The following is a 15,319-nucleotide window of genomic DNA, read 5'->3' on the forward strand; positions in this document are numbered from 1 at the left end:
ACTTTTTCCTTTATATAGATTTTTAAAACTGATAAAACTCAATTTTGAGGGTCTAAATTCATTTTTTAGATCTTCATGAATAATTCAGGTTTAATGATATAATATTACGTAAATAGGTATGATTCTTGTATGCAGCGGAACAGGAAAACCTGGGGTCTGAATAGCGGGTAAAGGAGGGAGATAGACAATGAAGATAGGGTTTCATTTAAATATCGAACAGATCCAGAAGCTTGTAATGACTCCGGAGTTAAAACAGGCGATACAAATTTTACAATACAATACCCAGGAACTAAATCAGTTTATTGATGAGCAACTGTTAACGAACCCTGTATTGGATATATCTCCTACTGCTGAAAACGAAGCTTTACAGAAAGCGGAAAAGTCAGAAAAAGTAGAGAAAGATGAGATCGATTGGAAGGATTACTTTAAGGAATACGATGATATCAGCTATCGTCAAAGTTCGCCAAGAGAACAAAAAGAAGATGTATCATTTGAACAGTTTGTATCCACAGATACTACGTTAACCGATCATTTGCTTTTTCAACTGCAGTTTTCTATACTGAAAAGTCAACATAAGAATATAGCCAAATTTATTATTGAGAGCTTAGATCGTAATGGATATTTAACAATCGGCGTTGAGGAAATCGCAGCTTACTTTAAATTGAGCCAACAAACCGTTGAAAATATTCTATCGATTGTACAAACCTTTGATCCGCCAGGTATTGCTGCAAGGGATTTAAAGGAGTGCCTCCTTATCCAGTTAAAGCAGAAAGGGGTACAAGATCCAAAAATCATTGCCATTGTTACAACTCATTTGGACGATTTAGCAGAAAACAGGTTGGCCAATATTTCTAAGGATCTCAATATATCCCCGAAGGAAGTACAGGAGATTGCGGATTTTATCAAAACATTAGAGCCTAAACCTGGAAGAGTTTTCAGTTCCGGTGAAGAAATCAAATATATCACGCCAGACGTATCCGTAGAGAAAATTGATGGCGAATATGTTGTTATTGTCAATGATTCTACGGCGCCAAGATTATCCATCAGTGCTTATTATAAGCGGTTGTTGATGCACGAAGATAAGGATTCAAATACTTCCAGGTTTCTTACAGACAAGCTGAATTCTGCTATGTGGCTTATTAAGAGTATAGAGCAGAGAAGACAGACCATCTATAAAGTAGTTAAGGCCATTGTAGAATACCAGTTAGAGTTTTTTGAAAATGGAAAAAGAAGTTTAAAGCCGCTGACATTAAAGCAGATAGCAGAAGAAGTAGGTGTTCACGAGTCAACGGTGAGCAGAGCTGTAAATGGGAAGTATATGCAGACTCCCAGAGGAACTTTTGAAATAAAATTCTTCTTTACAAGCGGTGTATCCAATCAAGAAGGCGAAGGAATCGCTTCAGAAAGCATAAAAAGCATGATTAAAGAGATGATTGAGCAGGAAAATCATCAAAAGCCTTTAAGTGATCAAGCAATTGCTGAAGAGCTGCAGGAAAAAGGAATCAATATATCCAGAAGAACTGTAGCCAAGTATAGAGATGAAATGAATATTTTGTCCTCATCTAAGAGAAAAAGATACTAGGAGCGTAAATTTACGCTCTTTTTTTTAGGAAATCGTTTTCGAAGCAATTTATAATGAAAAGCTTGCTTTCCGGCTCTTGCTTTTTATACGAATATATACTAAAATATGGTTAAGATATTTTTTTGTTGCCACAGGGACTTAAAATGTCTACAGGGACACATAAAGTCCCAATGCTGAAGTCCATGCTTAAAAAAAACAATAGACTGGAGGGATAGATAAAGGCCAAGTATGAGAGAAGATTTTGATTTAGAGAAATTATTTGATCTTCAGAAGAAAATTATCCCAGAACTGATAGAAACCTTGATTGAAAGATACAATATACTGAGACTGATTTATTTCCACCAACCTATTGGACGCAGGAACTTATCGGCAGCTCTTGGTATGGGCGAAAGAGTCATTCGTGGTGAGGTTAATTTTTTAAAGGAACAAGGATTCATCGAAATTAAAGCCGAAGGAATGAATACAACAGATCTTGGAGAGAATACACTGGAGACTTTAAAGCATTTTATCCATAGGTTTAAAGGATTGACAAGCATTGAGGATCAAATTGAAAAAAGATTAAACATAAAGAAGGCAATCATTGTACCAGGTAATGCAAATGAGGATCCTATGGTACTGAGGGAGATTGGAAAGGTTACTTCTACATATCTTAAATCTCTGCTTCGTACAAATACTGTGGTAGGAGTTACCGGAGGTCGTACAATGGCTACGATCGCTGAAGAAATGACGGAAGAACCTACGAAGAAAATGAATATTACGGTTATTCCGGCTAGGGGTGGCCTGGGAAAAGATGTTGAGAAGCAAGCTAACACGATTGCAGCAAGTTTAGCAAAAAAGTTAGGCGGCTCCTATAAGCTTTTATATATGCCTGATCACATATCTAAAGATATCCTAACCAGTCTATATGAGGATCCCCATATTCGGGACGCCATGGATTATATTCAGAAAATCGAGGTCTTGCTCTTTGGTATTGGAAGGGCAGATAAAATGGCTTCCAGAAGAGGCTTATCTCAGGACAAAATTGAAGAACTGCTTCAACACAATGCCGTGGCAGAAGCCTTTGGATATTATTTTAATAAAAATGGTGAAATTGTTGAGGAAATCAATACCATTGGGGTTAGTCTGAATCATTATAAGGAATTAAAGCATATCATCGGTGCTGCTACCGGTGTGGAAAAGGCAGAAGCTGTAATGGCCATTAGCAAATTAAATCCCAATATGGTATTGGTCATTGACGAAGGTTTAGCAATAGAAATTTTGAAATAGATTAATTTAAAGGAGGAAGAATTATGAGTGTAAAAGTTGGTATTAACGGATTTGGAAGAATTGGGAGAAATGCATTCAAGATTGCCTTTGAAGATCAGCAAAAAGAATTTGAAATTGTAGCAATCAATGACCTGACAGATGCAGGAACTTTAGCCCACTTATTGAAATATGACAGCTGCTTCGGTAAATTTAACGGTACTGTAGAGGTGAAAGAAAAGTCACTAATCGTAAATGGAAAAGAAGTAAAAATATTTGCTGAAAAAGATCCTGAAAATATTCCATGGGGAGAATTGGGCGTAGATATCGTTGTTGAGTCCACAGGTGTTTTCACAGAAAAAGATAAGGCTATGAAGCATGTTAAAGCAGGCGCTAAGAAAGTTATCATTTCTGCACCCGCTAAAAACGAAGATATCACAATCGTAATGGGTGTAAATGAAGATAAGTACGATCCTGCAAATCATCAGATCATTTCAAATGCATCCTGTACTACAAACTGTTTAGCTCCTTTTGCTAAGGTAGTTGACGAGAAATTCGGAATCAAAAAAGGATTAATGACAACAGTTCATGCTTATACAAACGACCAAAGAATTCTAGATCTTCCACATAAGGATCTGAGAAGAGCCAGAGCTGCAGCTGAATCTATTATCCCTACTACAACTGGTGCAGCAAAGGCCGTTGCTCTTGTATTGCCACAATTAAAAGGAAAATTAAATGGATTTGCTATGAGAGTGCCTACGCCTACAGTTTCTGTAGTAGACCTAGTATGCGAATTAGAAAAGAATACAACTGCTGAGGAAATTAATGAAGCATTAAGAGCGGCAGCAGATAACGAACTAAAAGGTATTATGGGCTTTAGTGATGAGCCATTGGTATCCATCGACTACAGACAAGATCCTAGATCCTCTATCGTAGATGGATTATCCACAATGGTTATCGATGGAAACCTTGCGAAGATCGTATCATGGTACGACAATGAGTGGGGCTATTCCGCAAGAATTGTAGATCTCATCAACTTCATGGCAAAAAAGGGATTATAGGTACCAGTGAGGTCCAATCTTAATAAGAAGATTGGACTTCCTTTTAAATTATGAGGCCACTATGGATATGATGCCTTTGCAAAGTATCCCATTAACTGAAAAACCCTATCTATTAAGGAGAGGTGAATCAAATGCTTAACAAGAAGACTATTGAGGATGTAGCTGTACAGGGAAAAAGGGTATTAGTACGTTGCGATTTTAATGTACCAATGGACACAGATAAGAATATTACCGATGATATCAGAATTCGAGGTGCACTTCCAACCATAAAGTTTCTAGTAAATAATGGTGCCCGTGTTATCCTGATGTCACACTTGGGAAGACCTAAAGGAGAAGCCAATAAGAAATATTCTCTAGAGCCTGTTGCCAAGCGGTTAGCAGAATTATTGGATCAAGAAGTTATTTTTGCGGCAGATGATACCGTAGTTGGCGAAAGTGCAAAGAAAGCTGTTGCAGAAATGAAGGATGGGGAAGTTGTATTACTGGAAAATGTCCGCTTTAGAAAAGAAGAAGAGAAGAACAATCCGGACTTTTCAAAGGAATTGGCAAGTCTTGGGGAGATTTTTGTAAATGATGCTTTTGGAACAGCCCATAGAGCCCATTCCTCTACTGCAGGAATCGCTGATTACCTTCCATGTGTTTCAGGCTACCTAATCCAGAAGGAAATTGAGATCATGGGAATGGCATTGCATAACCCCAATAGACCTTTTACAGCTATTCTAGGCGGAGCGAAGGTATCTGATAAAATAGGGGTAATAACCAATCTTTTAGAAAAGGTGGATACATTGATCGTAGGCGGCGGCATGGCTTTTACTTTCCTGAAAGCAATGGGACATGAAATTGGAAAGTCTCTGTTAGAGGAAGATAAGCTAGAGCTTGCAAAAGAATTGATGGAAAAAGCTGCTGCAAAAGGTGTAAAGCTTTTATTGCCGGTTGATGTAGTGGTAGCAGCTGAGTTTAAAGCGGATGCAGCACATAAAACAGTAGATGTTGCAGAAATTCCTGCAGACATGATGGGATTGGATATTGGTCCGAAGACCGTAGAACATTTTGGAAAAGCTATACGGGAGGCACAAACCGTAATTTGGAATGGTCCAATGGGCGTGTTTGAAATGCCTGCTTTTGCTGTAGGTACTGAAGAAGTGGCAAAAGCTGTATCCGAAAGCAAAGGAACCACTATTATTGGCGGTGGAGACAGTGCGGCTGCTGTAGAACAGCTAGGATATGCAGATAAAATGACGCATATTTCCACAGGTGGAGGAGCATCCCTTGAATTCCTTGAAGGAATCGAATTGCCGGGAATCGCAGTGATTCAAGATAAATAGTTGCAAGGAGGGGCAAAAATGAGAATACCCATTATTGCAGGAAATTGGAAAATGCATAAAACAGCTGCTGAATCAGTTGAGTTTGTTGAAAGCATTAAGGATCAGGTAAAAGGGACAGACGTAGAAGTAGTGATCTGTGCACCTTATACACTTATACATTCTGTAAAGGAAGCGATTCAAGGTACGAACATCAAGCTTGCCGCACAGAATATGCACTGGGAAGACCAAGGCGCATATACTGGAGAAGTGTCTCCGATCATGCTGAAGGAACTGGGTGTTGAGTACTGTATCATTGGGCACTCAGAAAGAAGACAGTATTTTAATGAAACTGATGAAACCGTAAATAAGAAGGTACTGGCAGCTCTCAAGCATAATATTAAGCCGATAGTATGTGTAGGGGAAACCTTAGAGCAAAGAGAGAATGGCGAAACCGATGCCTTGGTTAAGGCTCAGGTTGTAAAAGCCTTTGCAGGCGTTCCGGCAGAGCGTGTTGCAGAGATCGTAATTGCCTATGAGCCAATATGGGCCATCGGAACAGGGAAAACAGCCACAGCTGAGCAGGCCAATGAAGTGATTTATAATATTCGTGAAGTGATCCGTGATCTATATGGAGAAGAAATCTACACAGAGATCAGAATTCAATATGGTGGAAGCGTAAAGCCCAGCAATATTGAAGAAATCATGAACCAAGAGGATATTGACGGTGCATTGGTTGGCGGCGCTAGCTTAAAACCCGATGATTTTGTAGGGTTGGTTAACTTTTAAATATTATCATTTGAAGGGAGAAGATATAAATGTCAACGACAATTATTGATGTATTTGCACGTGAAGTACTGGATTCCAGAGGCAATCCCACTGTAGAGGTAGAAGTATATCTAGAAGATGGTTCTATGGGAAGAGCAATCGTTCCTTCTGGAGCATCTACAGGTGCCTTCGAGGCTGTTGAGTTAAGAGATGGCGATAAAGCAAGATACTTAGGCAAAGGGGTTTTAAATGCAGTTGATAATGTTAACAATATTATTGCCCCGGAAATTATGGACATGGATGCATTGGATCAAGTAGCTATCGATATGACTATGATCGAATTAGACGGAACACCAAACAAGAGCAAATTAGGTGCAAATGCAATCTTAGGTGTATCTATGGCTGTGGCAAGAGCAGCAGCAGAATCCCTAGGAATGCCATTGTTCCAATATCTTGGCGGTGTTAATGCGAAGACATTACCAGTTCCAATGATGAACATACTAAATGGCGGACAGCATGCCGACAACAACGTGGACATTCAGGAATTTATGGTAATGCCTGTAGGTGCAGCAAACTTCAGAGAAGCTTTAAGAATGGGAACAGAGATCCTTCATAATTTGAAAAAGGTTTTAAAAGATAAAGGCTTAAACACAGGAGTGGGTGATGAAGGAGGATTTGCTCCAAATCTAACTTCTAATGAAGAAGCTCTTCAGGTAATTATGGAAGCAATCAAAAAAGCGGGCTATGAGCCGGGTACAGATGTTAAACTGGCTATCGATGCAGCTGCTTCCTCCTTCTACAACCAAGCTGAGAAGAAATATGATCTGGCCGGTGAAGGTGTTGTAAAAACATCTGAAGAAATGGTAGCCTTCTACGAGGATCTTGTAAACAGATATCCAATTATTTCAATTGAAGACGGATTAGATGAGGAAGATTGGGATGGCTGGAGATTAATGAATGAGAGATTGGGCAAAAAGATTCAGATCGTAGGAGATGACATCTTTGTAACCAATACAGAGAGATTATCTAAGGGAATCCAAACAAAGGCTGCAAATTCTATCCTTATCAAGCTAAATCAAATCGGAACGATCACTGAAACCCTGGATACGATTGAAATGGCTAAGAGAGCCGGCTTTACAGCTGTAGTATCCCATAGATCCGGTGAGACAGAAGATTCTACAATTGCAGACCTGGTAGTAGCAGTGAATGCTGGACAGATTAAGACAGGTGCGCCACAGAGAACGGACAGAGTAGCAAAGTATAATCAGCTGTTAAGAATAGAAGAAATGCTTGACTTTACGGCAAAATATGCGGGCAATAACGCGTTCTATAATTTAAAATAAGAAAAGTATAGCCTTAGAAATATTTAGCAATAATATAAGGGTAGAGGAATCTACCCTTATATTATTGTGATAAGGAATTTTAGAATATGGAATAATAATATTTATTGATTTTGAAAATCAGCTATGTTAAAATATGTATGTTAATCACACGGAGGAGGTGGAAAGATGAGAATAGGATTTATGATTATACAAGTAATTGCCAGTCTTGTATTAATTATTAGTATTCTTTTGCAATCTGGAAAAAGTGCTGGTTTATCCGGTTCAATTGCTGGGGGAGCAGAGCAGCTTTGGGGTAAGCAAAAAGGTAGAGGATATGAAGAATTGTTAAGCAGAGTAACTTCAATCGGAGCAGCTGCTTTTATTATTTCTTCTCTCGTTCTTGTTTATTTACAATAATCATTGTATTTAGGAAACACTAGAGTCAGTTGTAATGGATTTAGAAGATAAAAGGAGGCAAAATAAATGGATTTTTCAGTTATTGCACCGATAGTCGGTGTAATTGCACTTGTTTTCGCATATATGCTTGCAGCAAAGATTAATAAGGTTGATGTGGGTACGGATCGAATGAAAGAGATCGCCTCTTATATCCATGAAGGGTCAATGGCTTTCTTAACGAGGGAATACAAATCACTTGTGATTTTTGCAGGCATTTTATTTGTAGTACTAGCTTTTGGTATTGACATATTAACAGCTGTTTGCTTCTTGATTGGTGCATTATTCTCCGCCCTTGCCGGATTCTTTGGTATGCAGGTTGCTACAAAGGCAAATGTAAGAACTGCCAATGCAGCTAGAGAAGGTGGTATGAATAAAGCACTAGGCGTAGCATTCAATGGCGGCGCAGTAATGGGTATGTCTGTAGTTGGATTAGGACTTATTGGTGTTGGTGGACTTTATTTACTTATTGGACAACCGGAAATCATTACTGGATTTGGATTAGGTGCTTCATCTATCGCCCTTTTCGGCCGTGTAGGCGGTGGTATTTATACAAAAGCTGCTGACGTTGGTGCCGACTTGGTTGGTAAAGTAGAAGCGGGAATTCCTGAAGATGATCCAAGAAACCCTGCTGTTATTGCCGATAACGTAGGTGACAATGTAGGTGACGTTGCTGGTATGGGTGCTGACTTATTCGAGTCTTATGTTGGATCTATTATTTCGGCGATTACTCTGGGCGTTGTGATTCCAAATATCGATCCGGTGAATGGTGCAATGTTCCCATTAGCGCTGGCATCTCTTGGAATTATTGCTTCGATCATTGGTTCGCTATTTGTGAAAGGTGATGAAAATACAAACCCACAAAAAGCATTAAAGTTTGGTACCTATGTAAGCGGTGTTATTGTTATCGTAGGAGCTTTCTTCTTAAGCAGAATGATGTTTGGCGATCTAAAAGCCTTTGCAGCTATCGCTTCAGGTTTGATCGTAGGTCTTATCATCGGATATCTGACAGAGGTTTATACATCTGGTGACTATGCTTCTGTTAAAAAAATAGCACAGCAGTCTGAAACAGGACCTGCTACTACGATCATCAGTGGTTTGGCAGTAGGCATGTACTCAACAGCTTGGCCGATTCTTTTCATCTCAGCCGGTATCTTAATTGCATTTAAGTTCTTTGGATTATACGGTATTGCACTTGCTGCTGTAGGTATGCTTTCAACAGCAGGAATCACAGTAGCCGTAGATGCTTATGGTCCAATCGCCGATAACGCAGGCGGTATCGCAGAGATGTCAGAGCTTCCAAAGTCTGTTCGTGCAATCACAGATAAATTGGATGCAGTAGGGAATACAACTGCTGCAATCGGTAAAGGTTTTGCCATTGGTTCTGCAGCACTAACTGCATTGGCGCTGTTTGCATCTTATTCACAAGTAGTACAGCTTGAAAAAATTGACATTCTAGATCCATCGGTAGTAGTTGGTTTACTAATTGGCGGTATGCTTCCATTCCTATTCTCTGCTATGACGATGGAGTCTGTAGGAAAAGCAGCATTTCAAATGATCGAAGAAGTAAGAAGACAGTTCAGAGAAATCCCTGGTATCATGGAAGGAACTGCAAAGCCAGACTATGCCAGATGTGTTGATATCAGTACAGCTGCAGCATTAAAAGAAATGCTTATTCCTGGTGTAATGGCAGTTGCAGCGCCAATTGCTACAGGATTTATTCTTGGACCTGAAGCACTCGGCGGACTATTAGCTGGAGCACTAGTTTCAGGCGTACTGATGGCTATCCTAATGGCCAATGCAGGTGGGGCTTGGGATAATGCGAAGAAGTACATCGAGTCAGGTTTCCACGGTGGAAAAGGCAGTGAGCCTCATAAGGCGGCAGTTGTTGGAGACACAGTAGGAGATCCGTTTAAAGATACTTCCGGTCCTTCTATCAACATCTTAATCAAGCTTATGACAATCGTGGCACTTGTATTTGCTCCGTTGTTCTTAAAGTTCGGAGGATTATTATAAGAAAGATTACACTCCCTGAAAAATCAGGGAGTGTTTGTTTTTATTTTGAATGCTGCTTTTATATAGAATTATGTTATAATACAGTTGCATCATCTTGAATTAAGGAGGTAATGGGGATGCCGGTATATGAATGGTTAAATGCAAGAGCAGGCTGCATAAGCGTATACATACTAGTAATTAACACCGTTGGTTATATAATGACTGCATTGGATAAGCATTATGCGAAAACTCACCGATGGAGAATTGCAGAGAAAATTTTTTTTATCGTCTCACTAATAGGAGGTGCAGGGGGTGTTCTCTTTGGAATGAAAACATTTCGACATAAAACCCTGCACAAATCCTTTTCGGTTGGAGTACCGCTTCTGCTTATAATGAATATGGCCTGTTTATTTCTGTTGATTTATGTATTCTATCTAAAATGATTTAAATATTTATCTATTTAAGGGGTAAAATAAAATATAGGTTCATATTTACAGGAGTAAAATAGGATTGGAGGAATTATTTTGGTTCGTAGAGAAAAAATCCTAGAGTTTATGCGGGAACAGGCTTATAGTCCCATGTTAGAAAGTGAGCTGGCCATAGCATTAGATATTCAACAGAAAGATATTGGAGAATTTTATTCCATACTGGATGAGATGGAGAAAGCAGGGCAAATCATTAAGACAAAGAAAAACCGATATGCAGCTCCCGAAAGAATGAATCTTGCGGTGGGAAAACTGCAGCAGCATGGAAAGGGATTTGGATTTGTTCTCTCAGAGCTGGAGGGATACTCGGATGTATTTATTCCTGCCAGTGATATCAACGGAGCCATGCATAACGATCGGGTCATTGCAAGAATTACGAAGAAGAGCAATGATGGGAAAAAATCAGAAGGAGAAATTATTCGTATCCTTTCAAGGGCAAACTATGAGATCGTAGGTACTTTCGAGAGCAGCAAAAACTTTGGATTTGTTGTTCCTGACGATGCAAAAATTAATATGGATATATACATCCCTAAAAGTGAGGTCAATGGGGCAAAGGACGGCTATAAAGTAGTAGCACAGATCACAAGATGGCCGGAGCCCCGTAGGAATCCTGAAGGCAAAATCGTTGAAGTCCTTGGACACAAGGATGATGTAGGTACAGATATTGTATCGATTATCCGCAAATACAAGCTGCCGGAAGAATTTCCAAAGAAGGTTGAGGATGAAGCTGCCGGCATACCAGAGATTGTGCCGGAAGAAGAAATTGCAAGACGTAGAGACTTACGCAATGAAAGAATCGTAACCATTGATGGTGCTGATGCGAAGGATTTGGATGATGCAGTATCGGTACAAAAATTGCCTAATGGAAACTATCTGCTGGGCGTACATATCGCAGATGTTACCCACTATGTAAAAGAGGGAAAACCTTTAGATAAGGAGGCATTGAAACGGGCCACCAGTGTTTACTTAGTAGATCGTGTGATTCCCATGCTGCCGAGAAAACTATCTAATGGCGTCTGCAGCTTAAATCCTAAGGTGGACCGGCTGACGCTTTCGGTTTCTATGGAAATTGATCACCGGGGAAAGGTACTCCATCATGAGATTTTTGAGAGCGTGATCAAAACAGCTGAACGATTGACCTATACCGATGTATCCGATATATTGGAAAAAGATGATCCGGAACTTAAAAAACGATATGATTATCTACTGGAAGACTTTTATCTAATGGAAGAATTGAGCAAAATTCTGAGAAAAAGAAGAGATAATAGAGGAAGTATAGATTTTGATTTTGATGAATCGAAAATTATTTTAGATGAAAATGGAAAACCTATTGAAATCAAAAAAGCCGAGAGACGTATTGCCAACAGAATCATTGAAGAGTTTATGCTGATTTGCAATGAGACCGTTGCAGAGCATTATTATTGGTCCAACATGCCTTTTATTTATCGGATTCATGAGGATCCTGATTCAGAAAAAATCGAAAGCTTTAATAAGTTTATACATAACTTTGGATACCACCTTAAGGGCCTTGGGCATGAAGTTCATCCAAAAGCCTTGCAGGATTTGCTGAACAAGGTAGCAGGCAAAAAAGAGGAAAGAATCATCAATACCTTGATGCTAAGATCCTTAAAGCAAGCAAGATATTCTGCAGAGAATTCGGGTCACTTTGGATTGGCTGCCGAGTACTACTGTCACTTTACTTCCCCGATTAGAAGGTATCCGGACCTGCAGATTCACCGAATCATCAAAGAATCATTACAAGGTAAACTGACTGGAAAACGAATCGATAAACTAAAGAAGATCGTTCAAGCTGCAGCCGATCAATCCTCTGAAAGAGAGCGTGTTGCCGTAGAGGCAGAACGTGAAACCGATGATCTGAAAAAAGCGGAATTTATGACCTATCATCTGGGAGAAGAATTTGATGGAATTATCAGCAGCGTAGTATCCTTTGGTATGTTTGTAGAGCTGGATAATACCATAGAAGGTCTGGTTAGAATCAGCTCCTTAGTAGATGATTATTATATCTATGATCAGGATAACCTGCTTTTCAGAGGGGAGCGAACAAAGAAGACTTACCGTATCGGTGATGAGGTTCGTGTGAAGGTTATAAAGGCAGATGTGTCGCAGAAAGAAATAGATTTTATGCTGATATAACAGTATAGATAAACGCCTCTATAAAGAAGTATAATTGTAGGGAACAGCCTCTGTGCTGTTCTGAAAAACGGGCAGACACGGGGTGCCCTTACAATAATACTTTTATTTCTAAAGGCGTAAATCTATAAAGAATAGACACAGAGGGTGTCTATTTTTATGGAGAAAACCTCCCGAAACAGTTTGTCGAATGCTATATATGGTGTATAATGGAAAAGGATAAAGGAGGAATGATGATAATGTGCTATAAATTGATCGTAACGGATATGGATGGAACTCTATTAAATAGCAGTGGAGAAGTATCTGTTGAAAACCAAAAGATGTTTAAAATGCTCCATGATCAAGGGGTTCACGTTGCCGTAGCAACAGGGAGAATTTACACATCTGCCAGGGTTTTTGCAAAGTATCTTGGACTTAAAACTCCTATCATTGCCTGTAACGGAGCTATTGTAAAGGATTTGAAGGATAATAGAATTATCTATGAAAATCACCTCTCCAGAGAGGATTGTATAAAGGTTGTAGAGATTTGTCGTAAGTATGACTTGTATTATCACTTCTACTCACAAGAGACCTTCTATACGGAAAAGCTGGATAGAGGTTCATTAAAATACTCTGAGTGGAACAAAACCTTAAAAGAAGAGGATCGAATTGATATTCGAATTATTAAAGATGCATATGAAATCATAAAAACAGAAGCAGATCGTGTATACAAATTCCAAATCGTAAGTGATGACATGGATATTTTGGCAAGGGCTAGAAAAGAACTTGAGAGTATAGACACGATTTCAGCCAGCAAATCATGGCATAATAATGTCGAGATTATGAATAAAGGTGTTTCAAAGGGGGAGGCAGTAAGAAATCTGGCTGAATCTTTGGGGGTAAAGCAGGAGGAAGTGATCTGCTTTGGTGATAACGAAAACGACATCAGTATGCTGCAATATGCAGGACTGGGCATTGCCATGGGTAATGCGGATGAGATCGTAAAAGAACATGCAAATTATATAACCTTAAGTAACGACGCTGATGGCGTTGCAGCGGCAATTAAAAAATTTGTACTATAGTTTTGTTTTTTATATTTCAAAAGGGTGACAAGCTGGTTGTATATGGACAGCTGGATAATATAAGGGCATTGATTCTGGAGCAGATTAGTGATAGTATAGGTACTTGACATAATATGATTTTCGTGGTATTATAATCAACAGACCTTATAAAGAGTATCCTTTGAAGTAGGTGAATGCATGAGAGAAACAAAGGTAGTTACCAACAATAAAAAGGCAAGACACGATTATTTTATTGAAGAAACCTATGAAGCTGGAATCGTGTTAACGGGAACAGAGGTAAAATCTATTCGTATGGGTAGGCTCAATCTCAAGGATAGCTATGCCGAAGTAGACCGGGGTGAGATCTTTATTCACAACATGCATATCAGTCCCTACGAGAAGGGAAATATATTCAATGTAGACCCTGTGCGAAAAAGGAAGCTTTTGCTGCACAGAAGGGAGATCAGCAAACTGCTGGGCTATACTACACAGAAGGGTCTTACCCTGGTACCCCTAAAGGTATATATCAATGAAAAGGGGTTAGTCAAGATAGAATTGGCTGTAGCAAAGGGTAAAAAGCTATATGATAAACGGGATGACATCGCCCAGAAAGATGCCCAGAGACGTATTCAGAAAGAGCTCAGAGAAAGACAAAGGTCTTATTAGACTTTTGCTATAGATCATGGGGGCGTACTGGTTTCGACGGGGGTATGGAGTCAGGAGTAGCGAGTGGAGGTTTTTCCTTGGGGTCCGCCTTAAAAAACTGGGGAATTAAAGATAAACGCAAACGAAAATTACGCTTTAGCAGCTTAATATAGCTGCTCGTCCTGCCCAGGCTGCCTACGGCTTGGAACCAGGGCGTCAACATAGTAGGGAACTGCGCTGAGGGTGTCTCGACTCAACCGCGGATAAATTGGGACTGGTCAAAAGCATAGCCTGTCATTGGGCGCTGCCGGAGATGAGAAACTAAAACAATGACTGCACTCGGAGAAGCTGCTGGTAAAGTGCTTTCGGACAGGGGTTCGACTCCCCTCGCCTCCACCAAATAAATCTATGATAGTTTAAAATCCGCATTCTATGCGGATTTTTTGCGTGTATGGTTTTTGTGAGTGTGGATGGCTGTACCAATTCAAGCAAGTGGTGAATATGAAATGATATCCCAATTGCTTGCACAGACAACTTTATGATAATTTTTTAATGTAAAAAATCGATGGGAAATAAAAGGAGTTTGTAATGATAAAAGGAAAATTATAGGTTAGGATATATTTATACACGCAATAACCCGATCAAGTGAGTAAAAGTGGGATAAGGAACCTGTTTCCATGGCTCATGAATAGGAATGTTGTATAAACGATAAGCAAAGGCTAATAATGAGCTAAAAAGAATCATGTTTTAACTATGAACAAAGATTAGGAGGTTCTACATGGAAAGCCAAGAGATAGTATGGAAATTTTTTATGAAGCAGAAAAGTGTAGTCACTTCAGTTGAGAATTTTTTAGATGATTTTATTGAGATCTATGAAAAATCAAAGAAAAGAGAGCAGGAGGTTCTTAGTGAATGTATCCAGCAAATGTTTCGAAAGTACTATTATTCTACATTGATGCCCGACACATATTTAGAGTGTATTAGATTTGCTGGACACGTAGAAAGGTTGCTATAATAAACATAGAAAGGACGTGTTTCAGCTATGAGTAATAAAAAAAAATTTACTGATGACTATAAAAAAGAAATGGTGAAGCTTATTACTGAATTAGGCAAAAAACCAACTGATGTAGCCAGAGATATCGGTGTTATTCCTACTACAATTAGAAGGTGGGTAACGGAATATAGCTTACATGGAGAAGATGCTTTCCCAGGGAAGGGAAATCTTCGACCATTGGATGCAGAGCAAAAAAGACTAGAAAAAGAAATTAGAGATC

The 15,319-nt window shown here is 39.3% G+C and carries 14 protein-coding genes and 1 other RNA gene; all 15 read left to right on the forward strand.

What is annotated here, in order from left to right:
- Positions 1–187 precede the first annotated feature (187 nt).
- Positions 188–1,582: an RNA polymerase factor sigma-54 gene (gene rpoN / locus BUB56_RS17935; protein WP_110942635.1), complete on the forward strand. Its 1,395-nt coding sequence runs from the start codon at positions 188–190 to the stop codon at positions 1,580–1,582.
- Positions 1,583–1,810: 228 nt separating this feature from the next.
- Positions 1,811–2,848: a sugar-binding transcriptional regulator gene (locus tag BUB56_RS17940; protein ID WP_110942636.1), complete on the forward strand. Its 1,038-nt coding sequence runs from the start codon at positions 1,811–1,813 to the stop codon at positions 2,846–2,848.
- Between the two features lie 23 nt (positions 2,849–2,871).
- Complete coding sequence (gene gap / locus BUB56_RS17945; protein WP_110942637.1) at positions 2,872–3,885, forward strand: type I glyceraldehyde-3-phosphate dehydrogenase; 1,014 nt, start codon at positions 2,872–2,874, stop codon at positions 3,883–3,885.
- A gap of 131 nt (positions 3,886–4,016) precedes the next feature.
- The gene (locus BUB56_RS17950) at positions 4,017–5,210 is read left to right on the forward strand and encodes a phosphoglycerate kinase (RefSeq protein ID WP_110942638.1); all 1,194 of its coding nucleotides are present in this window, start codon (positions 4,017–4,019) and stop codon (positions 5,208–5,210) included.
- A gap of 18 nt (positions 5,211–5,228) precedes the next feature.
- On the forward strand, positions 5,229–5,975 hold the full coding sequence (gene tpiA, locus BUB56_RS17955; RefSeq protein ID WP_110942639.1) for a triose-phosphate isomerase: 747 nt from the start codon (positions 5,229–5,231) through the stop codon (positions 5,973–5,975).
- Positions 5,976–6,004: 29 nt separating this feature from the next.
- Positions 6,005–7,297: a phosphopyruvate hydratase gene (eno, locus tag BUB56_RS17960; RefSeq protein WP_110942640.1), complete on the forward strand. Its 1,293-nt coding sequence runs from the start codon at positions 6,005–6,007 to the stop codon at positions 7,295–7,297.
- A 165-nt stretch (positions 7,298–7,462) separates the two neighbouring features.
- Positions 7,463–7,693 (forward strand): preprotein translocase subunit SecG, encoded by a 231-nt coding sequence (secG, locus tag BUB56_RS17965; RefSeq protein ID WP_110942641.1) that lies wholly within the window; start codon positions 7,463–7,465, stop codon positions 7,691–7,693.
- A gap of 66 nt (positions 7,694–7,759) precedes the next feature.
- Complete coding sequence (locus BUB56_RS17970) at positions 7,760–9,745, forward strand: sodium-translocating pyrophosphatase (RefSeq protein ID WP_110942642.1); 1,986 nt, start codon at positions 7,760–7,762, stop codon at positions 9,743–9,745.
- A 116-nt stretch (positions 9,746–9,861) separates the two neighbouring features.
- The gene (locus tag BUB56_RS17975) at positions 9,862–10,167 is read left to right on the forward strand and encodes a DUF1294 domain-containing protein (RefSeq protein WP_190014724.1); all 306 of its coding nucleotides are present in this window, start codon (positions 9,862–9,864) and stop codon (positions 10,165–10,167) included.
- Positions 10,168–10,242: 75 nt separating this feature from the next.
- Positions 10,243–12,363 carry a ribonuclease R gene (rnr, locus tag BUB56_RS17980; RefSeq protein ID WP_334292844.1) on the forward strand — a complete coding sequence of 707 codons (2,121 nt, stop codon included), beginning with the start codon at positions 10,243–10,245 and terminating at the stop codon, positions 12,361–12,363.
- A 236-nt stretch (positions 12,364–12,599) separates the two neighbouring features.
- A complete protein-coding gene (locus tag BUB56_RS17985; protein ID WP_190014726.1) occupies positions 12,600–13,421 on the forward strand; it encodes a Cof-type HAD-IIB family hydrolase in 822 nt (273 codons plus the stop codon).
- A 177-nt stretch (positions 13,422–13,598) separates the two neighbouring features.
- Entirely contained in the window at positions 13,599–14,066 is a 468-nt protein-coding gene (gene smpB / locus BUB56_RS17990; protein ID WP_110942646.1) for an SsrA-binding protein SmpB, read from the forward strand.
- An 18-nt stretch (positions 14,067–14,084) separates the two neighbouring features.
- Positions 14,085–14,444: a transfer-messenger RNA gene (gene ssrA, locus BUB56_RS17995) on the forward strand.
- A 379-nt stretch (positions 14,445–14,823) separates the two neighbouring features.
- The gene (locus BUB56_RS18000; protein ID WP_110942647.1) at positions 14,824–15,060 is read left to right on the forward strand and encodes a hypothetical protein; all 237 of its coding nucleotides are present in this window, start codon (positions 14,824–14,826) and stop codon (positions 15,058–15,060) included.
- Between the two features lie 27 nt (positions 15,061–15,087).
- Positions 15,088–15,319, forward strand: a 232-nt coding sequence (locus tag BUB56_RS18005; RefSeq protein ID WP_190014728.1) for a transposase, incomplete at its 3' end; no start/stop codon positions are given.

Origin of the sequence: Geosporobacter subterraneus DSM 17957 (assembly GCF_900142145.1) — a bacterium.
Classification (GTDB): domain Bacteria; phylum Bacillota; class Clostridia; order Peptostreptococcales; family Thermotaleaceae; genus Geosporobacter; species Geosporobacter subterraneus.